This window comes from Neisseria brasiliensis (genome assembly GCF_009671065.1).
In the GTDB taxonomy this organism is placed as follows: Bacteria; Pseudomonadota; Gammaproteobacteria; order Burkholderiales; family Neisseriaceae; genus Neisseria; species Neisseria brasiliensis.
On the sequence record NZ_CP046027.1, the window covers coordinates 1,065,065 to 1,086,708 of the forward strand.

The following is a 21,644-nucleotide window of genomic DNA, read 5'->3' on the forward strand; positions in this document are numbered from 1 at the left end:
TCAGCCTTTCAGGATTTTTTGCACCCATGCTAAATCGGCGGCAGACAAAGCTGCTTTGAATTTGGCATTGCCCATCATGATTTTCAGCGCGATTCGGGCGATGTCGGGGTGGACGGCGTGGGCTTTTTGAACGGCAACCGAAGCCATGCGTGAGAGCATGGTTTGACCTTGGTTGGCATTGAAACCTGCGCTCGGTGCGACAAATTTGCCGTCGATACGCAAGCCGGTGCGTTGGGCGTAGCGGGCTTCGCCTGTGTATTCGTTGCTGCCGATGTCGACTGTTTGGGTTTCGAGGGTCGGGCTGGGCAAGGCGCGGCTTTCGCCTGCTGCGCGGGACAAGGGGCGCACGCGGCAGCGGCAGCGGAAATCGAGTGGCGGATACATGGTATTCCAAACCGGGTCGGTGGCGGCATAGACGCGACCGTGCATGCGGCGGTGACTGTCGCGGGTGCGGCTGTCGTTGATGGCGACATATTGCCAATACGGATGCGTATCGACCGAGTCCATCATCTCCGCATAGCGTCCGGCCATGTAGGCCGACTGCATGTTGGTCAGGTAGATGGTTTTCAGTCGATGCGGGCTGCCGAGCTGAACGGTTTGGGCTTCGCCGGTATCCGGATTGGTTGCTTGGGTGCGCCCCCACCAGCCTTTGCTTTGCAATACCGGTGTGAGTGTTTTTTGGAACTGTTCCAGCGTTTGGCCGGTCTCGGCGGCGTTGACAACGGCGCGATAAATATCATTGGCCACGTCCATGCCTGCGGTTTTGGCCACGGTGAACGCGGTGGCGTGGGCATCGTCGAGCATATCCTGCCAGTCCCACGACACAGCCACGCCTTTTTGCTTCAAGTATTCGACCGCTGCTTCCGGCTCTAGGCCGAAAATTGCCTTGATGTCTTCCGGATTCATCAGCTCATCTCCTGCGCCGCTTCAATGCGGCCGACCAAACCGGACAGGAAAATCACACGCGCCAGCTCGTTTTGCAAGGCGGTGTCATCCATATTCGGGAACTGCTCGGCCAAGCGGTCGAGAATATTGTCTTCGGTTTCGCCGCGCTGCAAATCCTGCACCAATAAGGCAGTCAAGTCGCGGCCTTGTTGGTTCAGACGGCCTGCATTGGGCGCGAGCGTGTCTAAAATCAAGCCCGCATCGGTTTCTGCGCCGTCCCAACCTTCGGCAAAGTCAGCAGCGGTCGGGGTAATGGCATCTTCTTCAACAATATCGCCGTCTTCCAATCCATAGGTGCGCTTCCAGTATTGGGAAGTGAATTTCACCCCTGCGCCGGACAACATATTGTCGCGCTCGGCACGCTCTTTCGTGCCTGCTTCTTCATTCTCAAACAGCTCGAATTTTGGGCAAACCACATCGCCGAAATTCAGCGATACCACCCATTCAATCAGCTCGTTAAACGCCGCTTCGACAATACGGCGGTCGCTGTCGCGGATGTCGTCGGCGATTTCCAAGCCTGCGCTGGCACTGGCATGGTTGGTTTCTTTGTCGGTGGTTTGGTCTTGGCCAAGCAAGGCGATGTTGATGCCGGATTTGCACTCTTTCAGCAGTTTCTCGAAAGCATCTACTGATGATGATTTGCCGCTGGCTTCGTGGATTTCGACGCTGGAATCGTTCGGAATCGTGCCGACGGAATTGCTGATTAAGGCTTCCAACGCGTCAAGCAGCTTTTCGGTGTCGCTGTGGGTGTTGGAGCGCGGCTCTTTACCAATCAACCATGGCGCGCCGTATTTTTCGGTGAAACTCACCCAGAATTTCAGGCCGCCGCGCTTGAAAGTGACCAGCCAAAACACCAAGCCCAAATCACCCAAACCGTAGGGATTAAGATAGTCGTCTTCATGACGTGGGCAAAGGAATTTATAAGGCGGCAGCGGCTCTTGGCTCAAGCCGTTTTCGGTGAAAATCAATTCGCGCTCATCATTGAAAGCAAACCACTCTTGCGGCTTGGCCACAATTTCAGACGGCAGCCATTGACTGCCTTTCTGCCAGATAATTTCAATCGGTTGATAACCGAAAAAAGCGGCATTCATGATGTCTTTGCAAAATTTATACACATCAACATCAGCAACCAGCCAATTTTCGACAAAATCCAATACACGCTCATCGACTTCATCGCCACTTAATTTCCAATCCAAGCGGGCAACGGCGGCTTTTCGTCGGCGCACGAAGCTGCCGACCAGCTCATCGCGCAACAATTCGCGGTAAACCGAGATTTGCTTGCCCATCTTGCGCAAAATCGGGTCGGGATTGGGCAGCCAGCCGCCGAAACCGTTTAAAAACTGACGGGAGACAGCGATATGGCCGGTCAAATCTTCGGGCTTGAAAGTGATGTTTTGACCATTCAATTTGAGTTTGAGATGCGATTTTTTCATGTGATTCTCTTTTCAGACGGCCTTAAAAGCCTTGCGTGATTCGGCTGCGGCGTTTGATTTTTCGGCTGGCCACGCGTACTGGCCCGGCATTCAGCTCTCGACTCGCGTAATGCGCCAACACCAAGGCAATCGCCGCGTCGCCGTGGCGTTTTCTGCCGTCTTGCCCTTTGGTTCGCGTGTCGGGAATGCGCGGCACACCTTTGACCAATTCGAACGCACGCAGGTCGGCCAAGATGTCTTCATCGCGCGGCAAGCCGTCGAGCGTGCCGTCTTCTAGTGCGGCTTTGAACGGCGCGGTGTGGCTGCGGTACCAGTTTTCAGACAGCATCACAGCTTCCACGACTTCGGCACCGAAGGCATCGCGCATGGCTTCGGCCAGCGATTGGCCGTTGCCGCGTGCGTCCAAGGCCGCGCCGCGTAAATTCGGCAAGCCGTGCAGCAGGTGCTTCATGATTTGCTCTTGCTGGGCAAACGGCATATTGCCTAACTCTAAGATAAACGGCGGTTTTAAAATCAGGTCTTTGCTTTGCAAGAGCGGCACGATCACGGTTCGGTCACCGCTTCGGGCAAAGTCTTCGCCGACAAAGGAAACGCGGGTTTTGTCCAAGCCATCCAACAAGGGTTGCAGCTCATCGGCAATCCAGTCGGCCACTTCACGGGCGCGGCGCGGTTCGGGTAACAGGCCGAAATCGTCGGTTTGGTCGTAACGGATAACCGGCGCGTATGGGGTCATGCGGCTTTCAATCAGCGCACGGTTCAGCCATTTGCCGCCGCCGTTTTTCGGGATGCAGTCCAACTCTTCGGACGCATCTTCGCCGTAAAAATCGCGAATTTCTTTACACCACGCGGCTTCGCCGTCGGCAGACCATTCTTTGCCTAAACGCAGGCAAATGCGTTGATACAAGCCTTGCTCAACGGCTTCATCAAACGGGATGCGGTGGACGGAGTATGGTTTTTTACCGGCGCGGACATCTTCAATCAGCTCATTGAACGGATTATCCACACCATCGTGGGTGGAGATGATGTGTACCTGTCCGCCCCACATCAGCAAGGCCATCGCCGCTTTAAGCAACTCCCCAAGCTGCTCGTGGAAGGCGGCCTCATCAATAATCACACGGCCTTGTTTACCGCGAAGGTTGGACGGACGGCTGGATAAGGCGGTAATGCGGTAGCCCGAGGCAAAGCGGATAACAAATGCCAAAACCGACTGGCGGTCGTCGCCTTCGACAAACACTTCCTCGGTTTCTTCAATCTCGCCTGCCGCCAGCTGGTAGTGCTTCGCCCAGCCCGCGCAGTCGCGGATAAACTCTAAAGCCATGTCTTTGTTATAGCCGATATACCATGCGTCCATGCCTTTGGCCGACGCTGCCAGCAATGCGGTATCTGCCGCTTCGCCCCAGCTCAAACCGATACGGCGCGATTTCTCGCACAGCTTGACGGGCGACTGGTCGGCGCACCATGCCTGCTGATACGGCAGCAAGACCGCAGGTGTGCGGTCTTCGGATTGGGTTTGTGTTTTGCTTTCAGACGGCCTCATGATGCAATCCCCAAAATATGTTTGCGGATGGCCTCTACCGATTCTTCAGACAGGCCGCCTTTCTTGGCCTGTTTGGCCACGTCTTCCGCTGCTGCCTGCACTTTGGCCTTAACCTTGGCCTGATACTCTTTCAGGCGGGTGCTGGCGGAAATCAAGCCGCTGATTTTCTTCGCACCTTCGGCCATCACGCCGAAACGGTCGAGCGCGTTTAGCTCTTCGTTGTCCATTTCGCCGATTTGCACCAACGCATCGAACAGTTCGGTTTGCAGCATGGCCATCAAGGCTTCGCTGCGGGTGTCGCCTTCATCGGACGCACCTTCGGCAATCAGGCGTGCGGCTTCGGTGCTGGATTTGATGGCGGCAAAGCGGCGTTGTACTTTTTGGCCGTAGCGGTGCGCCGCCGAGCGGCTGATTTCGTAGCCCTGCGCCTGCAGCCATTCGGCTATGGCCTGATAATCCGAAAAGCCGTTTTCAACGAGTTTGCGTTCAAACTCGTGGCGGACGGCTTCGGGTAGTTTTTCAATCGTGCTGCGTTGCGCCATGTCTAGCTCCACACTTTTTCAGGGCGGGCAATACCGGCACGGCAATCGACCGTGTATTCGGCAATGTCCACGCCCAAGCTGGTCAAATCGGCAAACCACAGGCCGTGTGGCGTTTTGTTGAGCTCCACCAGCTTGCGGTCGGCCAGATAGTCGAGCTGCTGGCGCAATTCCAGCGCGGTGGTTTGCGGGTAAATCGCATTCATGATGTCCAATAAAAACACTTCGCTGGTGGTGTGCGGACGGGCTTTGTTTAAGGTGTTGAGAATGTTCCAGCGCATACCTTCACGGCGTTGCTTGGCCATCAATTCTTGACTGATCATTTTTGCTGACGCTCCATTTTGTAGATTTCGGTGAGCTTGTCGACCACGTTGTCGAGCTTGGCCTCCAATACCACCTGATTGCGGATGTAGTCTTCCCGCAAAACATAGGTCATCGGCAGACTGGCACTAAATTCGCCGAGCTGCTTTTCCATGAGTTCGACTTTGCCTTGCAGGCGTTCCTGCTGTTTTTGGCGTTCGTCCTGCTGCGCCTGAAATTGCGCCAGCAACATTTTGCCGAAGCCCCAGCACACGCCGAGAAAGCTCAATAAAAAGCCGACGAGCTGCCAAAATTCGATTTTGATAAATGTTTTTTCCATAACTAGCCGGGGAAACCTTTCTCAAAATATTCTTGGCAAACCACGCAGCGTGTGCAGCCGATTACGGCATGGCGACGGGCTTCGGGAATCGGCTCGCCGCAGTCGTCGCAGTAATAATTGCTGACGGTGGCCGTGGTTTTGTCTTGCTGCTTATAGAGTGCCTCTTCCAAATACAAGGCTTCGAGTTCAGACGCTTTGTCGCAAATATCAGTCATGTTTCAGACGGCCTTTTTCATACCATGCCTGCCAACCGAAAACCTGCGCTTCCAATTTTTGGCAATACGCGCCATAGACCACGGCATGATTTAAGAGTTGTTCGGGTGAGCCGCCACTCAGACGCTCGGGGCGTTCATGAATGAGCAGCAGTTCGGAAGAGACAGGCGGAATTTCCGCCACGGTAACGGTTTTAATCGTGGCCGATGGCGCGGTTGTAGAGTTGCACGCTGTCAGCACCAATGCCGTTAAAACGGCTGCCGTCTTTTTGTACGGTTTCATCAATCTGCTTCTCCAGTTGCGCTGCTTGGCGGTCGATTTGCTGATAGGCTGCTGCCAAATCGCGGCTTTGCGCTTGGGCGAAATCGATCCACTTCTGCTTTTCATCGGCAGCGGCTTTGAGCTTTTCGGTATAAAGCTGTTCGGCGGCCAAGGCCGAAGCCTGATAGGTGGCGATGATTTCGGCTTTGCCGGTTTCCGCCTGTTTTGCCGCGGCCTGATAGCCGCAGAAATACAGAGCCAATACCGCCGCTACCAGCAGCAAAGTTGAAATCAAGGTCTGCCACACAGGGCTAAGCGTTTTCCACATCGTCTTTCCCTTTATTGATTGCGGCTACCTGCGGAACCGCCGCAATACCGCGTTTAATTAAGGCGTAGCCGCCGACCATCGCACCATAAGCCCACCACAGCCACTCGGGTGCATCCATTGTTTGGGCGAATTTAACGGTCATCACCGCACCGGCCACGTTTGCCCACAACTTGGTGTGGGAGATGTGGCCGGTGGCCGGATTGGTGACCAAGCCGCTCAGCCATTTCAGAAACTTCATCATTTTTTCAGACGGCCTTTCTTTTTACGCGCGGCACGTTTGGCTGCGGCCACGCCCGATTTGCCATAACGCAAACTTGGGTGTTGGCGGATTTGGCCAACCGAGGCACGTTTGATTTTGAGATCGGCGGGAAAGGTATCGGCCATCATGGACATCGTTAAGGCCATCAAGGTTTTCTTCATGATTTGTCCTTAATTGTCGCCTGCGGCATGGATTAAGTTTTGCGCCACGCGGCGTACCCAACCTTTGCCGAAGCTGTTAAACGTACCCAGCTTGGTATAAAACACCAAACGCTCGGCATTAAAGCGCAGCAGCAAATCGTTTTCCGGCAGCTGGTTGATGGCGGCCAATGACACCGCGCCAATCACGCCGTCGTCCGGCACACCTGCGGCACGCTGCAGCATACGCGCTGCATTGCCGTAGCCATGATTGATACAGGCATCGAAAAATTGGAAGGCAATGGCATCGGGCATTTTGTCGGCGTGATAGCGTTGCCAAAACGCCTTGCGGTAAATCTCAATGGCCTGAGCGCGGGTCATGGCACGCATGGAACCGGTGTAGCCGTTGGCCTGAGCGGTGCGCTTGGTGACCCCCCAGTTGGTCTCGCCGCCGGGGTCTTTCGGATGGTTGACGTAGCCGCCCTCATGGGATAGGACGCGTTCGATGAATTGGTTGAATTTGTCGGACATGAAAAAAATCCCTGTAACACGAAATTGGTTACAGGGATTTTAGGTAGTATTAAAGAAATGGACTTTTAAACTCTGCTAAAAAAGCCTCAGCTTTCCACCTCTCCAATTAAAGTATTTTCTTTCCCAATTTGGCTTTTTTCCCAAACAATATCATCCAGTTCTTTTTCTAGTTTTTCCTGCATTGTTTGTGATATTCCACCTTTTTTAAGTTCTTTTCTAATACGCTTTTCTCTTGCTTTCAACTTTGAAAGTACTTGTTGTTCCTGTAATAAAATTTAGCGGTAATCCATGCCATCACGTAGCTTAGGCCAAGACTTAACGGTGGAATAACTACATTAACTATTTTCATTGTATCAGCATCAAAAGAGCCAATACTCGCTATTGCACTTAATATTCCAGAGATACCAGCAGAAAGGATAAAAGGATTTTGCAGGATATTGGTTTTCTTTTCCGACATATGCTATTCCTCTCTTTGCTGCTTTATGAATAGAGGTTCGTTAACATCTGCCTTGATGGTAGTTTCACTTATTAATTTGCCATTATGGAAATGCTTGATGACAATATCCTTCTTATTGTCTATAAAGTAAAGCCAAATACAAGACGATATAGAGCCGGGCTGATTAAAATCAGCCCGATGACTCCCATATTCTGGGAAAGAAACTCTATTACTGCCGACATGGGTTTTCCTGTTTAACTAGTAGGCAAAACTTGCAAAATCTTATATTTTTTGCTTTCCTGCCCCAAGTCATTTGTATAAGTGGTAACTTCCAAAACCATTTTAAAAGCATCTTCTTTTTTAAAACTTTGCGTTCTCTTGGAAATAGCCTGTAAAAATGTCTCATCGCATAATGGTGCGCTTACAATGGTATCTTCATCCAATTGGACTTTCCACCCTTTATCGCTATCAAAGTTGACTTGGCTGAATGCTGCTGTGACGGTAATTTTATCAACTTTTGGCGGAAGGGATTTGGTTTTTACCTGTTTGATTGCTTGAATATCCACTTCGCTGAATTGCAATGCAATTTCTTCATCTTCGTTTTTAATTTTAAAAACAGGATTATCCCGATGATACAAGGGAGATGAAACAATGTTTTTGATATGCGCCCTAACCTGAGGAGAAGCAACTAAAAGAGCCTCGTCTTTTGGTAGTTCCAAAATCTCCCCGTCCGACAAATGAAGCTCTGCATGCTCTTTGTTATCCGATGCTCTGAAAGTTGATTGTCATCCGCATCGTAAGAAATGCTGAATTTCCACTCGCTTACAGAAAAAAGCTCTTCATTCACTTTTCGATTACTCCATTTTATTTATTTTAGTTTTGCATATTAGGCCGTCTGAATTTCAGACGGCCTTTATTGGTTATTTGTTTTCTTCAGGCTCTGCAAACATCATCACCGGCATGTTGCCGCTGACGAGAATGCCATATTTCACGCCATTTTCGACAAAGTTTTTATTCATGCTGGCGGTGCTGTCTTTTTCGGCTTGCTTGGCAAATTCGTTGACGGCATCCCCAGCCATTTTGATGATTTTGCCGCCGATGGTTTTGTTGCCGTCATCGCCATCGGCCGCACTCAGCATTAAGGCAGCCGCGCTGAAGTTTTTCAGGTTTTCGGCGGCATCCTCGTTTGCACCTACGGTGGCGGTAATGCTGGTCAATTTGCCGGTGGCCGGGTCGGAGGCGATATTGCCGACTAAGTTGTCATTGATTGGCAGCATGACTGTCAATCGGGCGGCATTGGCATTGCCTTCGGGTTTCATGCTGGTAGGGATTTTGGCAAAACCGAAACCGGCTGATTCAAAATCTTCATCCACCCTTTGGCGGAAGGTATCCCAATCAAGATTTAAGGTAGCCACCGGCGCGGCTGATTGAGCCGACGTAGCCTGTGTTGTTGCTTGCTCGGCAGTTGCTTCAGCTTGGCCGCCACACGCAGACAAAGCAAAAGCAGCGGCGATTAATAAAGTGAGTGTTTTCATCTTGTCTTCCTTTGTTATGTCAGGTCTTTTGAGATTTGAACCACTTGGCCGATGACCTGAATATCGGGGTGGTGTTTAAAAGTTTAACCTGCTTTAAAAAAAGCGTGGCGGTCGGCTGTTTCCAATTTTCTGAAAATATCCAGCAAATCCCGCTCTTCCGGAGTGGCAGCCAGTTTTTGAAGCCGTTGGCCGTAGCGGTGGACGGCAGATCGGCTGATTTCATAACCTTGCTGTTCCAGCCATTTGCTGTGCTGCTTGTATCTGCTGAAACGGCTTTTCCTAATTTCATGCTCAAGCTGCCTGCGGACATCATCGGGCAGCATTTCTATCGCGCTGCGCTTTCCCATTACCCGTTACTCACTTTATCAGCCGCAGTTTCGGCTTTTTTCTCTGCTCCGCGAGCGGCACTCACGATGACAGCTCGGCCTAAATCGCTGGCTTGGCGGAACAAATCCAGCAGCTCCTGTTCTTCTTTGCTCAGTTTTTCAGACGGCATGGCGGCCGTTTCGTCGCGCCTGCCGTGCATGACGTATTGAATGTCTATGCCAATTTTTTCTATTCCAATCAGATTCTCATTTCTAGGAAAGTACTTTCCACGTTCGTAATCTCCCCACATCCGCATTGAAATACCACATTTTTCAGCAGCTTGAGCCTGTGTCAATCCCAACTTTTTTCTTTCTTCTTTCAATCGGTTGGCAAAAAGAGAGACTTCTTTCATAAAATAATCCTTGCAAATTGTGAAAGTAATTTCCTATAATTTCCACATCGAAACACAAAACAACCAATCCAATCACACGAAAGGACGAAAAAAATGGGCAAATCTAATCCGAAACCGGCGGCTGCAAAGCCGCAATCCATTCCAGAAACACCTCGCTCTGCCGGCCGGCGTACGCTGCGGCGTCTGTCTGCTCAGATTCGGGCAGTGTCCACACAGGCGGCTCAAGCGGCCGCTCTTGCAAGCGAAGCAGCAGCGCTTGCCGCTGCTCAGGCGGCAGAACTGCAAAAAGCGCGCGCAGCACTTCGCGCAGCGCGGCCGACTCGGCTTCACTTTGCCATACCTGACGGCGAAGACCGCTTAGGTTCTCTTCTAAAAGGCGACAGCGTTCTGGTAACAGACGAAGAGCTTCGCACTCTTCGCGAGACATATGGAACAGGGCTGATATATCTGCCATTTCAGGTCTCCGAATAAGGTAGAAAACGAACACATTATATCACACGAAAGGCATAAGCAATATGGAAAAACCTTTGAATTTCAAGCCTATTCCCTATCCGCAAACGCGCGAGAGCGCGGCCAAGTGGTTTAAGCGCAACGGGGTGTGCAAGGCGCATTGGGCGAAATATTTCAATCTGGAGCGCACCACGGTGGAGCATCTCTTGCGCGGCAAGCTGAAAGGCAATTTCGGCAAAAGCCACGAAGCGGCGGTGATGCTGGGGCTGAAGGAGCAAAGCGATGAAAGCTGATAAACCCAACGAAGCCGAAAGCAATTTTTTATATGCTTATCGGGGGTTATCTAAAAACCACCGGCTGATTTTGGAAGGTGTGGGTGAATGGCTTGAGGTTTTGGAAGCCCTGACCGATGAGGGTAAGGAAGTGGCCGAAACCGACATCATCATCGAGCATGACTTATACCGAGATGAAGTCCGCTTCAAGCATGTTTGGAAATTGAAAGATGCGGAGGAATAAATCATGGCGAGTGAAAAAGGCACGCGGCTGCTGAAAGTATTTAAGGCTTTGGAAGCCCACCCGATTATCGGCATCAGCAACAAAGAGATTTCAGACGGCCTCGGTATTTCGCCGGTGCATGTGAGCCGCGATTTGGAGGATTTGATTGCCGAGGGACTGGTAACCAGGCTGGATAACGGCAATTTTGCCTACAGCATAAAGACTTTGCAAATCGCCGAGCGTTTCAGACGGCAGCAGGAAGATTTGGAGCGGCACTTGGCGGAAGTGCTGAGACGCACGCAGATGTATTAACGGATTTTGAAAAGTTGCGACGTCGCAACTTTTGGAGATGAAAAATGAGTAACGAAATTGAAGCAATGAATGTCACAGTCGCGCAAAACTACCAAGCGGCGCACAGCGTGATGGTAATGGAGCAATGGGGCAATGGCGAGATTTACAGCGAAGAACGCTGGATTGAGCGCGGCCGCTTGGCGGTACGACAAACCATGGAAGGCATGTTTGAGTTGGGGCGTGCGCTGATTGTGTTGAAAGAGCATACCGAGCATGGACGTTTTACTGAAATTGTCAAAACCCAATTTGGCATTGATAAAAGTACAGCAGCTCGCCTGATCTCCGCTACCCAACGTTTCGCCACGCCACAAATGCAAAAAGCCGCGCCGAAACTGATGGATTTGGGCAAATCGAAACTGCTGGAACTCTTGGTTGAAGAAGACGTCACGCTGGTGGGCTTGGCCGAAGGCGAAGAAGTCAACGGCCTGACGCTGGACGATGTCGACCGCATGACGGTGCGCGAGCTGCGTGTGGCCTTACGCGAAAGCCGCGAAACGGCGGAAGCGAAAGATAAGGTGATTGCCGATAAAAGCAGGAAGATTGATGAGTATGCCGAGAAGCTGGAGCGCAGCAAAAAGACGGTAAAAGAGCCGAAAGCGGAAGATGTGGGCAGCGAGCTGATGATGCAGCTGACGAGTTTGGAAGTGGGTATCCGCAGCCAAGTGAGTCGGCTGAAAGATTTGTTCGAGCAGATGAATGCGCACGCAACGGCGCATGGCTTCGACCACCGTGCCAAGATGGTCGGCACGATCAATCAGATTATTTTGGACTGCGAAATTTTGCGGGAAAACTTCAATCTTCCGGTGCAGGCTCCGGAAACGGTGGAGCCGGAATGGCTGCCCTCTGATCAGCAGGAGGCGGAATGAATGCGGCACTTTTGGAACGGCTGGCGGCAGTCAGCCAACAGGCTGCGCGGCTCGGATGGGGCGAACGCAGCGCGTATTTGAAACAACAGGCAGGAGAATTGAATATGAGTCTGGCAACTTTATACCGAAAACTGGAAGCGGTGGCAGTGAAGCCGAGCCGCAAACGCCGCAGCGATGCGGGCAAATCGGAATTGAGCCTTGATGAAGCCAAGCTGATTTCGGCGGTGTTGATGGAGGCGATGCGGCGCAACGGCAAGCGGCTGATGGCGGTGCGGCAGGCGGTGGAAATGCTTCGCGCCAACGGCAAAATCGAAGCGGCTCGGATTGATGAGGAAACCGGCGAAGTGATGCCGCTTTCGGAATCCACCATCACCCGCGCCCTGCGTGAATACAAGCTGCACCCCGACCAGCTTTTGCAGCCCGACCCTGTCAGCCGCATGAAATCGGAACACCCGAACCATTGCTGGCAAATCGATCCGAGCTTGTGTGTGTTGTATTACCTGCCGCGACATGGCAAGGACACGGGGCTGCGGGTGATGAAAGAGGAAGAGTTTTACAAAAACAAGCCGAAAAACGTGGTGAAGATTGAGCAAGACCGCGTATGGCGATACACCGGCACGGATCACGCCAGCGGCACGATTGCTGTGCAGTATTACTTCGGTGGCGAGACCAGCGCGAACTTGTGTGATTTCTTTATCTACATGATGCAGGCGAAAGCCGACACGCTGAAAGACCCGTTTCGCGGTGTGCCACGGATGGTGATGCTTGACCCCGGCAGCGCGAATACTTCGGCAGCGTTTAAAAATCTGTGTAAGTCGCTGGATGTGCATGTGCAGATTAACAAGCCGGGCAACTCACGCGCCAAGGGGCAAGTGGAAAAAGCCAACGACATCGTGGAGACGGCCTTTGAAAGCGGCCTGCGCTTTACCGAAATCCACGACATCGACCAGCTCAACCGCTTGGCCGAGCATTGGATGCGCTACTACAACGGCACACAGAAACACAGCCGCCACGGCATGACCCGCTATCAGGCGTGGAACAAAATCAAGGCCGAGCAACTGATTCTGCCGCCCCCTGCCGATTACTGCCGCGAGCTGGCGGTGAGCGCACCGAAAGAAGCGAAAGTGTCGCCCGATTTGGAAATCCGCTTCGGCGGCCGCGTGTACAGCGTGAAGGACATCAAGGGCGTGTTGGTCGGGCAGAAACTGCTGGTGGCCAAAAACCCTTGGGAAACCGACGGCGCACGCGTGGCAACATTTGATGCAGACGGCCATGAAACATGGGTGGCCGTGCCTGAAGTGGTGTTTGACGAGATGGGTTTCCGCGCTGATGCGGCGGTTATCGGGGCGGAATACAACGCCCACGGCGACACGGCAGCGCAGCAACACAAAAAGGAACTCGACAAACTGGCGATGGGCGCGGAAACCTTGGACGAAGCCGCAGCCAAGCGCAAAGGCAAGGCGGTGCCATTCGGCGGCGAAATCGACCCCTACAAGCACCAAGAAGACACGCTGGCCACACGCAATACGCTCTACATTGAGAAGAGCGGCCAACAGATGGAATACAACCGCATGGAAGTGGCCGAACAGGTGTTGAGCAAGGTGGAAATGGCCAAGCTGCTGAAGCCGCGTATCGAAGCCGCAGGCGGCGACTGGAAACAGGCAGTCGCATTCATCAAGGCGAATTATCCGGACGGGGTGCTGGCCAGCCAGCTTGACGAAGTGGAAGGCCGTCTGAAAACGGCAGGCCGTCTGAAATTACACAAAACCGGTTAAACCAAATGCGACGGCGTCGTCGCATTTGGCGGAGGAAACGATGAAGCAGGATTTTCAGAAAATCGGCAAATCCTACGCCACCGCCGCTGCCGAAATCGGCTGCAGCAAGCCCATGCTGGTGGCGGTGGTCAACCACGGACGATGGCCGAAAAAAGGCGCAGACAAGCTGCGCGAGAAACTGAAACAGTATTTTGAAACAAATGGTGCGGATATTCCCGCTGGCCTGAGAAACGAGCCGGAAGCCGCACCTGCCCACCCTAACGAAAGCGAGGACAAAGAGATGTTATTACGAAAAGCAACCCTGACACAAGCCGCCAAGCAACACTTCGGCATTTTTAAAGACCCGTTTAACGATGAAATCCAGTCTGCCGACGATGTGTACATGACCCCTGATGTGCGCTATGTGCGCGAGGCGATGTTTCAGACGGCCTGCCACGGCGGTTTTGTGGCGGTGGTCGGCGAAAGCGGCGCGGGCAAATCGACTTTGCGCGAAGACCTGCAAGACCGCATTAACCGCGAAGGCCGTCAAATCGTGATGATTGAGCCTTATGTGCTGGCGATGGAAGACAACGACCAAAAAGGCAAAACCTTGAAAGCGGTGCATATCGCCGAAGCGGTTTTGGCAGCGGTTGCGCCGAATGTATCGCCCAAACGCAGCCCTGAAGCGCGTTTTGCCCAAATCCACCGCGCCCTGACCGAATCAGCCAAAGCCGGTAACAAACATGTGCTGATTATCGAAGAAGCGCACGGCCTGCCGATACCGACTTTGAAACACCTGAAACGCTTTTTTGAATTGAAATCGGGTTTTGAACGCCTGCTGGGGATTGTGCTCATCGGCCAAACCGAATTGGCGCAAAAGCTCTCGGAAAACAACCCAAGCGTGCGCGAAGTCGTGCAACGCTGCGAAGTGGTGACGCTGATGCCACTGACCGACGGCAAGCTGGAAGGCTATCTGAAACACAAGTTTGCCCGCGCCGGTGCGGACTTGGCCAAAGTGATGGACGGCAGCGCGATTGATGCGGTGGCCGAACGGTTGACGGTAAAAAGCCGCACCAAGCAAGGCACGGAACAGCACAGCCTGCTCTATCCCTTGGCAGTGAACAATCTGGTGAGCGCGGCCATGAATCAGGCGGCAGAGCTGGGGTTTGATGTGGTAGATGGCGATGTGGTGCGGGGTGTGTGATGAGTGCGAAACGTTTAATGATTGCTTATGTAGTTTTATTGGCGGTGGCACTGACGGCCATGTTGCAGAGCTGCCAAAACCAACCGGCACATGCTGCCGATGCCCAAGCCGCCGACCAAGCATGGGAAGCGGCGTACGGCGGCATGAGTGAGACGGAATTGGCCAAAGCGGTGGTATTGGAGCCGGTGGGAGGTGTGCGATGAAAGTGGAACGTGATTACGGCAACATCAAAGCCAAAGTATGGCGCGAACGCTCAGGCTTTTTATGCTGCGAACTGAGCAGCCTGAATGATGAATTTATCCTGCTGATGGTATCGGCAGACAAAGGCGAAGACGAGGCATATTTGGTTCAGACGGCCTTGACTTGTTTGAACCATAAGGATTTGGCCTTAGCAGGCAGAAAGGCGGCGTGAGATGGATGTAAAACAGTTAATCCAACTGCAAAGAAAGATTGAAAAAGCAGTTTGGGATTTTGACGATAAAAACCGCGCTTATTTCCCGCCGGAGGCTTTCAGGCGGCTGATTTGGGAAAGCCATCCGCAGGGCTTCGTCTTCGAATGGATGGGTATGCAGCAGGTGTTCGAGCAGTTTTTAAAAGAGCACCATCCGGAAGTATTTGCCGAGATGGAAGCGGTATTTAAAAGCTTTGAGGAGGCGGTATGAAAGTACGTTGCCCTGCCTGCGGCGCGACCATGAGTTTGGAAGTGCTGATTGCCCATCAAGACGCGCGTGAAGCCCTGATTTCGCTGGCCAAAGTTTCCCAAGAGCCGCTGATTGCGCTGCTGCGCTACCTGACTTTATTCAGGCCGTCTGAAAAAGATTTGAGTTTTAACAGGGTTTCAAAGCTTTTGGGTGAGTTAATCCCGATGATACAGGCCGGAGAGATTACGCGTAACCGCACAATCTATCCTGCGCCACGCGAGGCTTGGGTTTGGGCGGCGGAAAGATGTGTTGAAGCACGCAATGCAGGCCGTCTGAAAACGCCCTTAACCAGCCACGGTTTTCTACTGGAAAACATCACGTTTTGGACACCCGAGAAAACGGCAGTACGGTCAACCGCAACAGACGGCATAGCGGCGGTCGGCCACTACCATCCGCCTGAGCCGCAAAGCAAACTGCGAGGCGGTGTAGGCGACTTAATGGAGTGGGCAAATGAGGAAGGAGAATGACTGGCTGAAAAAAGAAATCGCCAAAGGCTTTATGCTGCTCTCGGCCTTGAACCTCAAAGGCCGTCCGGCGGCGAAAGACCTAACAGCGGTGGCCGAAGTTTGGTACGGCCTGCTGGCCAAGCAGCAATGGCAGCCTGAGCGCGACATACCGCGTTTTCAGGCGGCATTTGAAAACATCGCCGCCACGCAGACCGAATGGCCTAATCCGGCCGATTTTGCGAAGTATCTGTCGCCCTTACCCGTAAAGATGGTGCCGAAGCTGGAAAAGAAACACGTCCGCACCGAATACGGCAAGGCGCAGATAGAGATTTTGAAACGGCATTTTGCCGAACTGAGGACCCAAAACGCACCGTGTATGAACCGCGACTGGATACACGGACCGAGACACCGGACGGTGGATGAATGCAAACGGATTTATGCCGCAAGGCAGAAAGAGACGAAAAAATGACTGATTTAACCCAATACCGCCAAGATGCCAAGGGCAATTTAGTGCCATTGGCCAATATCAAAGAAATCGACTTGCTGCGCGATGAGCTGGTGATGGAAATCGTCGGCAAAGCGCAGACGGTGCAACAGCAGATGGCCGCGTTCAAGGCTGATTCGATGGCCGACATCGCCGCCTTCGTGCAGCTTTCCGCCGACCGCTACGACGTGGCAGTGGGCGGTAAAAAAGGCAACGTCAGCCTGCACAGCTTCGACGGAGCCTACCGCGTCAACCTCTCAATGCAGGACACGCTGGTGTTTGACGAGGGCTTGCTGGCAGCCAAAGCCCTAATTGACGAGTGTATCAACGAATGGACAGAAGGCAGCCGCAGTGAGCTGAAAACGCTGATTAATGCAGCGTTTCAGGTGGACAAGGAAGGCAATATCTCCACCGCCCGCGTACTCGGCCTGCGCCGTTTGGAAATCAAAGACGAGAAATGGCAACGTGCAATGGAAGCCTTGAGCGACAGCCTGCAAGTGCATACCAGTAAGCAGTTTGTGCGTGTATACAAACGCGATGATGCCGGTGAGTATCAGCTGGTAAGCTTGGATATTGCGAAGATTTAAACAATCAAACCGCGCGGCACGGTCTGCCGCTTATTAACCTTTTGGAGTCAATCATGAATAAAACTGAATTGGTAAATGCGGTCGTTGAGAAAATTAATTCCAACAGCGATTATATTCGTAAAGAAGACGTGTCTAAGGTGCTGGCTGCATTTGAAGATGTTATCGAAGCAGAGCTGGTGGCCGGTAACGATGTGCAATTGACGGGCTTCGGCACTTTTTATGTTGCCCAAACCACCGAGCGCATGGGGCGCAATCCGAAAACCGGCGAAGCTTTAATGCTCCCTGCACGCAAAGCCCCGAAATTTAAAGCAGGCAGCAATTTGAAAAAAGCACTCAATTCGTAAGCGGTTTAAATAAAGGCCGTCTGAAATCAGTCGTCAACGTCAAGTAGGCAGCTGGTTTCAGGCGGCCTTTTTTTATTTGCCAACGACATGGCAAGCGGATAGAATAAACGCTAATTTATTGATTTTACGCTATAAATGAAACAACGTTTCACAGAGTGAAACAGAAAGGATTGGGATGGAAACCGCCAAGCAGACCAAACAGCGTTTAATCCGCCTGATCCACGTGGCGAAAACGCAATTGATGATGAGTAATGACGATTATCGGGTATTGCTGGCCAATGTGTCATGCGGCAAAACCAGCAGCACCAAGCTGAGCATTGCCGAGCTGGAATTGGCCATCCGCGCGATGAAGGCCAAGGGCTTTGTGGTCACAACCAAGCAAAACAGCGCGGCCAAGCCGGACATCAAGGTGCGGCCTGCGCATATGGCTGTGGATGCGCAAATCAAGAAAATTCGTGCGCTGTGGTTGACCCTGCATGATTTGGGCGAAGTACGCAGCCCGTCGGAATTGAGTTTGGCCAAGTTTGTGAAGCGCATGACGGGTGTGGATTACCACGGCTGGTTGGACAGTGACAATGCCAGCAAGGTCATTGAGCATTTGAAAGAGTGGGAAAAACGGGCATGGAGGAAACGGGGGGTGGCAAGTGGCTGATGAAAGAGTACCTGAGCTGGTGGCCGATCTGGAAGACCAAACCGCTGCCTGCTTGATTGCCGAGTTGGCGATGGAAAAAAGCCGTGCGCTGGAAGTGGCCAAAAAAGTGGCGCGGCACATTACCGACAACTGGGGCGGCCAGCTGATTTATATCCCGAAAAACCATATCGGCAAAATCAGCGAGCGCGATATGGAGCTGTATCGGGCGTTTAACGGGAAAAACCATGCGGAATTGAGCCGCCGCTTCGATTTGACGGTGCAGCAGGTTTATAGGATTATTCGAGAGGTAGGCAACAAGGAGCGAGCCAGACGGCAAATTGCCTTGTTTTGACCCATTCAGCACCCGGATAAAGTGCTGTGTGTTGAAACACAATGCGGTATATCTGCTGCACAGTCAGCTCTTAAATCAGAATAGCGGTCAGGTTTTGTCCTGACCGCTTTTATATTGCGTTTCTCGGCTCGGTCGGGGGTTTGCCTACCCTAAGTGTGAAACGCGCTAAAAATACCGTTTTTGCGCCTTTTTGGAAAAGCAAGTTTTAAACTGCATTAAAAGCCGATTCAGACGGCCTTTGCCAAAATAGCCTCATCAATCCGATGAGGCTTTTTTTGTGAAAAAGTTTTTTGAAATTTTTAAATCCGGCACGCGCACCGACAACAACGGCCGCACGGTGACGATTACCGATGCGGATGTTGCGCAGGCGGCTGCGGCGTATGACCCCAAGCTGCATGAAGCCCCGCTGGTTGTCGGCCATCCGAAAACTGATGCACCGGCCTATGGCTGGGTGGGCGGCTTGCACGCCGATGGCGGCGTGTTGTCTGCCGATTTCGCGCAGATGGACGATGACTTTGTCGGCTTGGTGCAAAGCGGCCGCTACAAAAAGGTGTCGGCCAGCTTCTACCCGCCCGACAGTCCGAGTAATCCGAAACCCGGCTCTTGGTATTTGCGCCATGTCGGCTTTCTTGGCGCACAACCGCCTGCGGTGAAAGGCTTATCCGCCATTAATTTTGCCGAAGATGATGTGTATGTCGAGTTTTCTGAAGCCGCTCACAGTTACTCAGCAGGCCTGTTTCGTCGATTACGCGAGTTTTTGATTGAGAAATTCGGCATTGAGGAAGCGGATAAAGCCGTACCGAACTGGCAGATTGATTCGATTGAAGAAGCTGCCAAATGGAAAGATCCAATTTTAGAACCGGCTTTTGCCGACCCTGCAACCCCAACCGACCCTGAAACCCATGAAAACAAGGAGACCCCTATGTCGCCCGAAGAACAGTTGGCAGCCGAAAAAGCTGCCCGTGAACAAGCCGAAGCCAAGGCCGCTGCTGCGGAAGCGGAGCTGAAACGCCTGAAAGACGAACAGGAGCGCGACCTGCGCGAAGGCAAGCATGAGCAGAATGCCGAATTTGCCGAAGCCTTGGTGAAAGAAGGCCGTCTGAAACCGGCTGACAAAGCATTAATGGTGCAAGTGTTGGATTTTGCCGACTACCCTGAGCAGACCAGCGTGGAGTTTGGCGAAGGCAGCACCATCGGCGAAGCGTTGCGCCAATTCTTGCGCGGCCTGCCCGAAGTATTGCCAAGCGGCCATCATGCCAAAGGTGCAGCACCGGCAGCCACCGGCGGCCTGTCTGCCGATTTTGCCGAAGCGGCCAATCCTGACGCGCTGAGCCACCACGAACGCGCTGTGGCCTTGGCAGCCAAGGAAGGTATCCCCTACGAAGAAGCGGCACGCCGCACCGCCGTTTAACCCAAAAGCGACGACGTCGTCGCATTTAAAAAGGAAGAAACATGAGCGTTCATTTGCGCAAATTACGCGGTCAAATCGACCCCGTTTTAACCAATCTGGCGGTCGGCTATAAAAATGCCGAGTTTATCGCTGAAAAGATTTTTCCACAGGTATTGACCGATAAAGAAGGTGTGCAAGTGCCGGTGTTCGGCAAAGGCTCGTTTGTCGAGTATGACACCCAACGTGCCGTCGGTGCAGCGTCTAACGTGATTACTTTGGACTCGCCGAACCATCTGCCGGTGGTGCTGGAAGAACACGATTTGGCGGCCGGTGTGGACTACCGCGAGCAAGCGGAATCGCTCTTTAACGAGCAAGCCAAAGCGACACGCCGCGCCACCAAGGGTGTGCAGCTGCGCCAAGAAATTGAAACCGCTGCTTTGCTGCAGGCGAAATCGGCCTATCAATCCGGCCATACCAAGGATTTGACGGCGACCAAACAATGGTCGGCCGAAGACTCCAATCCGTTGGCCGATATTGAAACCGCGCGTGAAACCGTGCGTGCCGCTTGCGGCGTGCGCCCAAGCGTGTTGGTGGTGGGTGCCAGCGTATTGTCGGCGCTGAAACGCCATCCTGATCTGATTAAGTCATTGGGTGCGAACGAACGAAAAACCCTGTTGAGCGTTGAGCAGTTGAAAAACCTGCTCCAACTGGAAGACATCATCGTCGGCGAAGCGGTGTCTACTCCGGCAGGCGGTAAAGCCACGAAAGACGTATGGGGCAAATTTGCCAGCCTGATCGTGCGCCCGCATTTGGTTGCCGATGGCAATGACGAGGGCGAGCCGTCATTCGGCTACACCTTCCGCCGTCGCGGTATGCCGCTGGTCGACCGCTACGAAGAAGTTGGCGGCAAGGTGGAATATACCCGCTATACCGACATCCGCAAGGCGGCGGTCGTGGGCAGTGCGTGCGGTTTCTTATTTGAAAACGCCGTGGATTAATGCAGTGGGTTAATTATTAAAGGCCGTCTGAAATGTTCAGACGGCCTGGGAGAAAGATATGTCTCAAACAAAAAACGTGGTGCTGGTCGCCACCATTACAGCGACGGGCGAGATTGTGAAAGACCGCTTTGTCAATTTTGCAGGCGCACAGGCTAAGGCCGGTGAAGCGGTATTGGGTGTTGCGCCGTATGATGTGGCCAACGGCGATACGGCGGCGGTTGATGTGGTCGGTATTGCGGTGGTTGAAGCCGGTGGCGAAATTGCTACTGGTGCAGAAGTCGGTGCCGATGCGCAAGGTTGCGCGGTGACCGGTGCGGCCAAGATTGCCGGTACTGCCCTGACGGCTGCGGCCGGTGCAGGTGAAACCATCCGTGTTTTGTTGAAAGGTTAATCATGGCTAAAGTCTATATCGCTAACACACCGTTGATTTTGCAAGACGGCCAAGGCAAAGAATTCCGCGTGGAAACCGGAGAAGCAGTCGAGCTGACTCCGGCGCAATATGAATTGGTGGCCGCACACGTGACCCCGACATTGACCACCGGCGAAGAGTTGGAAGCGCAGCAAGACGAGCAAACACCGCCTGAAGCCGACCCGGCTGCCGAGCCTGAGTCCAAAACCAAAACGCAACGCAAAACAAAGGCAGACGCGTAATGTATTACATCAACGCCGATAACATGATGAAAGCGATGAGCAAGGTCGAATTGGTGCAGTTGACCAATGATGAGCCGCGTGCGACTGAGCCGGACATGGCGGTGGTGGATGAAGCCATCCGCTATGCCTGCGACTTGGTTGACGGCTACTTGCGTGGCCGCTACCCGCTGCCGCTCAAGTCGGTGCCGACGGTGTTGCCGCCGTTGTGTATCAACATTGCCCGCCATTTCTTGCACTCGCGCCGCATCAATCGGGCAGATTTTCCGAAGACGTTGGAGACCGCTTACAACGCGACTTTGAAAACGTTGGAAGCCATCCGCGACGGCAAAATCCATATCGGCGTTGATACTTTGGACAAACAGGCGCAGCCGGAACCCGGCGCGTATCACACGCGCGGCGGCTCACGCATTGATATGACGGGATACTGA

At 52.9% G+C, this 21,644-nt stretch carries 39 protein-coding genes; 20 read left to right on the top strand and 19 right to left on the bottom strand.

Features of this window, described 5'->3' with window-relative positions:
- From GJV52_RS05360 to GJV52_RS05450, 19 genes are all read right to left on the bottom strand, one after another.
- Positions 1-906 (bottom strand): phage head morphogenesis protein, encoded by a 906-nt coding sequence (locus GJV52_RS05360; protein ID WP_100563454.1) that lies wholly within the window; start codon positions 904-906, stop codon positions 1-3.
- The gene (locus GJV52_RS05365) at positions 906-2,378 is read right to left on the bottom strand and encodes a DUF935 domain-containing protein (protein WP_095501644.1); all 1,473 of its coding nucleotides are present in this window, start codon (positions 2,376-2,378) and stop codon (positions 906-908) included. Before GJV52_RS05365 ends, GJV52_RS05360 begins: the two co-directional genes overlap by 1 nt.
- 22 nt (positions 2,379-2,400) lie before the next feature.
- Positions 2,401-3,915: a terminase large subunit domain-containing protein gene (locus GJV52_RS05370; protein WP_100563456.1), complete on the bottom strand. Its 1,515-nt coding sequence runs from the start codon at positions 3,913-3,915 to the stop codon at positions 2,401-2,403.
- A complete protein-coding gene (locus GJV52_RS05375; RefSeq protein ID WP_095501642.1) occupies positions 3,912-4,457 on the bottom strand; it encodes a DUF3486 family protein in 546 nt (181 codons plus the stop codon). Before GJV52_RS05375 ends, GJV52_RS05370 begins: the two co-directional genes overlap by 4 nt.
- Before the next feature lie 2 nt (positions 4,458-4,459).
- Positions 4,460-4,777 (bottom strand): hypothetical protein, encoded by a 318-nt coding sequence (locus GJV52_RS05380; protein ID WP_095501641.1) that lies wholly within the window; start codon positions 4,775-4,777, stop codon positions 4,460-4,462.
- Entirely contained in the window at positions 4,774-5,094 is a 321-nt protein-coding gene (locus GJV52_RS05385) for a hypothetical protein (RefSeq protein ID WP_100563458.1), read from the bottom strand. Before GJV52_RS05385 ends, GJV52_RS05380 begins: the two co-directional genes overlap by 4 nt.
- 2 nt (positions 5,095-5,096) lie before the next feature.
- A complete protein-coding gene (locus GJV52_RS05390; RefSeq protein WP_100563460.1) occupies positions 5,097-5,309 on the bottom strand; it encodes a TraR/DksA family transcriptional regulator in 213 nt (70 codons plus the stop codon).
- A complete protein-coding gene (locus GJV52_RS05395) occupies positions 5,302-5,481 on the bottom strand; it encodes a hypothetical protein (RefSeq protein ID WP_195690081.1) in 180 nt (59 codons plus the stop codon). The genes GJV52_RS05390 and GJV52_RS05395 overlap by 8 nt, the downstream gene beginning before the upstream one ends.
- A gap of 19 nt (positions 5,482-5,500) precedes the next feature.
- Positions 5,501-5,896, bottom strand: a complete 396-nt coding sequence (locus GJV52_RS05400) for a hypothetical protein (RefSeq protein ID WP_100563462.1) — start codon at positions 5,894-5,896, stop codon at positions 5,501-5,503.
- Positions 5,880-6,134 carry a hypothetical protein gene (locus GJV52_RS05405; protein WP_095501649.1) on the bottom strand — a complete coding sequence of 85 codons (255 nt, stop codon included), beginning with the start codon at positions 6,132-6,134 and terminating at the stop codon, positions 5,880-5,882. The genes GJV52_RS05400 and GJV52_RS05405 overlap by 17 nt, the downstream gene beginning before the upstream one ends.
- A complete protein-coding gene (locus tag GJV52_RS05410) occupies positions 6,134-6,316 on the bottom strand; it encodes a hypothetical protein (protein ID WP_100563464.1) in 183 nt (60 codons plus the stop codon). Before GJV52_RS05410 ends, GJV52_RS05405 begins: the two co-directional genes overlap by 1 nt.
- A 9-nt stretch (positions 6,317-6,325) precedes the next feature.
- Positions 6,326-6,823 (bottom strand): glycoside hydrolase family 108 protein, encoded by a 498-nt coding sequence (locus GJV52_RS05415; RefSeq protein WP_100563466.1) that lies wholly within the window; start codon positions 6,821-6,823, stop codon positions 6,326-6,328.
- A gap of 86 nt (positions 6,824-6,909) precedes the next feature.
- Positions 6,910-7,065 carry a hypothetical protein gene (locus GJV52_RS05420; protein WP_154212868.1) on the bottom strand — a complete coding sequence of 52 codons (156 nt, stop codon included), beginning with the start codon at positions 7,063-7,065 and terminating at the stop codon, positions 6,910-6,912.
- The gene (locus GJV52_RS05425) at positions 7,062-7,280 is read right to left on the bottom strand and encodes a hypothetical protein (protein ID WP_100563468.1); all 219 of its coding nucleotides are present in this window, start codon (positions 7,278-7,280) and stop codon (positions 7,062-7,064) included. The genes GJV52_RS05420 and GJV52_RS05425 overlap by 4 nt, the downstream gene beginning before the upstream one ends.
- Before the next feature lie 233 nt (positions 7,281-7,513).
- Positions 7,514-7,978, bottom strand: a complete 465-nt coding sequence (locus GJV52_RS05430) for a hypothetical protein (RefSeq protein WP_154212869.1) — start codon at positions 7,976-7,978, stop codon at positions 7,514-7,516.
- A gap of 201 nt (positions 7,979-8,179) precedes the next feature.
- On the bottom strand, positions 8,180-8,794 hold the full coding sequence (locus GJV52_RS05435) for a hypothetical protein (protein ID WP_100563472.1): 615 nt from the start codon (positions 8,792-8,794) through the stop codon (positions 8,180-8,182).
- Positions 8,795-8,877: 83 nt separating this feature from the next.
- Positions 8,878-9,141, bottom strand: a complete 264-nt coding sequence (locus GJV52_RS05440; RefSeq protein WP_100563474.1) for a phage protein Gp27 family protein — start codon at positions 9,139-9,141, stop codon at positions 8,878-8,880.
- The gene (locus GJV52_RS05445) at positions 9,141-9,512 is read right to left on the bottom strand and encodes a helix-turn-helix domain-containing protein (RefSeq protein WP_154212870.1); all 372 of its coding nucleotides are present in this window, start codon (positions 9,510-9,512) and stop codon (positions 9,141-9,143) included. The genes GJV52_RS05440 and GJV52_RS05445 overlap by 1 nt, the downstream gene beginning before the upstream one ends.
- Positions 9,513-9,615: 103 nt before the next feature.
- Positions 9,616-9,966, bottom strand: coding sequence for a hypothetical protein (locus GJV52_RS05450; RefSeq protein ID WP_157798114.1), 351 nt, complete (start codon positions 9,964-9,966; stop codon positions 9,616-9,618).
- A gap of 61 nt (positions 9,967-10,027) precedes the next feature.
- On the opposite strand from GJV52_RS05450, the gene GJV52_RS05455 reads away from it, so the two are divergent.
- From GJV52_RS05455 to GJV52_RS05550, 20 genes are all read left to right on the top strand, one after another.
- On the top strand, positions 10,028-10,255 hold the full coding sequence (locus tag GJV52_RS05455) for a DNA-binding protein (RefSeq protein WP_100563478.1): 228 nt from the start codon (positions 10,028-10,030) through the stop codon (positions 10,253-10,255).
- The gene (locus GJV52_RS05460) at positions 10,245-10,478 is read left to right on the top strand and encodes a hypothetical protein (RefSeq protein ID WP_100563480.1); all 234 of its coding nucleotides are present in this window, start codon (positions 10,245-10,247) and stop codon (positions 10,476-10,478) included. Before GJV52_RS05455 ends, GJV52_RS05460 begins: the two co-directional genes overlap by 11 nt.
- A gap of 3 nt (positions 10,479-10,481) precedes the next feature.
- Positions 10,482-10,769: a DNA-binding protein gene (locus GJV52_RS05465; RefSeq protein ID WP_369832057.1), complete on the top strand. Its 288-nt coding sequence runs from the start codon at positions 10,482-10,484 to the stop codon at positions 10,767-10,769.
- Between the two features lie 44 nt (positions 10,770-10,813).
- The gene (locus GJV52_RS05470; RefSeq protein WP_100563484.1) at positions 10,814-11,674 is read left to right on the top strand and encodes a DUF3102 domain-containing protein; all 861 of its coding nucleotides are present in this window, start codon (positions 10,814-10,816) and stop codon (positions 11,672-11,674) included.
- Positions 11,671-13,449 carry a DDE-type integrase/transposase/recombinase gene (locus GJV52_RS05475; RefSeq protein WP_100563486.1) on the top strand — a complete coding sequence of 593 codons (1,779 nt, stop codon included), beginning with the start codon at positions 11,671-11,673 and terminating at the stop codon, positions 13,447-13,449. The genes GJV52_RS05470 and GJV52_RS05475 overlap by 4 nt, the downstream gene beginning before the upstream one ends.
- A gap of 40 nt (positions 13,450-13,489) precedes the next feature.
- Positions 13,490-14,632, top strand: a complete 1,143-nt coding sequence (locus tag GJV52_RS05480) for an ExeA family protein (protein ID WP_100563488.1) — start codon at positions 13,490-13,492, stop codon at positions 14,630-14,632.
- Positions 14,632-14,835 carry a hypothetical protein gene (locus GJV52_RS05485; RefSeq protein ID WP_100563490.1) on the top strand — a complete coding sequence of 68 codons (204 nt, stop codon included), beginning with the start codon at positions 14,632-14,634 and terminating at the stop codon, positions 14,833-14,835. Before GJV52_RS05480 ends, GJV52_RS05485 begins: the two co-directional genes overlap by 1 nt.
- Positions 14,832-15,044 carry a hypothetical protein gene (locus GJV52_RS05490; protein WP_100563492.1) on the top strand — a complete coding sequence of 71 codons (213 nt, stop codon included), beginning with the start codon at positions 14,832-14,834 and terminating at the stop codon, positions 15,042-15,044. Before GJV52_RS05485 ends, GJV52_RS05490 begins: the two co-directional genes overlap by 4 nt.
- 1 nt (position 15,045) lies before the next feature.
- Positions 15,046-15,294 (top strand): hypothetical protein, encoded by a 249-nt coding sequence (locus GJV52_RS05495; protein ID WP_100563494.1) that lies wholly within the window; start codon positions 15,046-15,048, stop codon positions 15,292-15,294.
- Complete coding sequence (locus GJV52_RS05500) at positions 15,291-15,800, top strand: hypothetical protein (RefSeq protein WP_100563496.1); 510 nt, start codon at positions 15,291-15,293, stop codon at positions 15,798-15,800. Before GJV52_RS05495 ends, GJV52_RS05500 begins: the two co-directional genes overlap by 4 nt.
- Positions 15,784-16,248: a hypothetical protein gene (locus GJV52_RS05505; protein WP_100563498.1), complete on the top strand. Its 465-nt coding sequence runs from the start codon at positions 15,784-15,786 to the stop codon at positions 16,246-16,248. The genes GJV52_RS05500 and GJV52_RS05505 overlap by 17 nt, the downstream gene beginning before the upstream one ends.
- Positions 16,245-16,850 (top strand): DUF3164 family protein, encoded by a 606-nt coding sequence (locus GJV52_RS05510; protein ID WP_100563500.1) that lies wholly within the window; start codon positions 16,245-16,247, stop codon positions 16,848-16,850. Before GJV52_RS05505 ends, GJV52_RS05510 begins: the two co-directional genes overlap by 4 nt.
- A 53-nt stretch (positions 16,851-16,903) precedes the next feature.
- The gene (locus GJV52_RS05515) at positions 16,904-17,194 is read left to right on the top strand and encodes an HU family DNA-binding protein (protein WP_100563502.1); all 291 of its coding nucleotides are present in this window, start codon (positions 16,904-16,906) and stop codon (positions 17,192-17,194) included.
- A 175-nt stretch (positions 17,195-17,369) separates the two neighbouring features.
- Entirely contained in the window at positions 17,370-17,846 is a 477-nt protein-coding gene (locus GJV52_RS05520) for a gp16 family protein (RefSeq protein ID WP_100563504.1), read from the top strand.
- Positions 17,839-18,177, top strand: a complete 339-nt coding sequence (locus tag GJV52_RS05525; protein ID WP_100563506.1) for a Mor transcription activator family protein — start codon at positions 17,839-17,841, stop codon at positions 18,175-18,177. Before GJV52_RS05520 ends, GJV52_RS05525 begins: the two co-directional genes overlap by 8 nt.
- Before the next feature lie 277 nt (positions 18,178-18,454).
- The gene (locus GJV52_RS05530; RefSeq protein WP_100563508.1) at positions 18,455-19,588 is read left to right on the top strand and encodes a 2-oxoacid:acceptor oxidoreductase; all 1,134 of its coding nucleotides are present in this window, start codon (positions 18,455-18,457) and stop codon (positions 19,586-19,588) included.
- A gap of 41 nt (positions 19,589-19,629) precedes the next feature.
- Positions 19,630-20,565 (top strand): major capsid protein, encoded by a 936-nt coding sequence (locus GJV52_RS05535; RefSeq protein WP_100563510.1) that lies wholly within the window; start codon positions 19,630-19,632, stop codon positions 20,563-20,565.
- Between the two features lie 58 nt (positions 20,566-20,623).
- Positions 20,624-20,956, top strand: a complete 333-nt coding sequence (locus GJV52_RS05540; protein ID WP_100563512.1) for a capsid cement protein — start codon at positions 20,624-20,626, stop codon at positions 20,954-20,956.
- A gap of 2 nt (positions 20,957-20,958) precedes the next feature.
- Positions 20,959-21,216, top strand: coding sequence for a hypothetical protein (locus GJV52_RS05545; RefSeq protein ID WP_100563514.1), 258 nt, complete (start codon positions 20,959-20,961; stop codon positions 21,214-21,216).
- Positions 21,216-21,644 carry a gp436 family protein gene (locus tag GJV52_RS05550; RefSeq protein ID WP_100563516.1) on the top strand — a complete coding sequence of 143 codons (429 nt, stop codon included), beginning with the start codon at positions 21,216-21,218 and terminating at the stop codon, positions 21,642-21,644. The genes GJV52_RS05545 and GJV52_RS05550 overlap by 1 nt, the downstream gene beginning before the upstream one ends.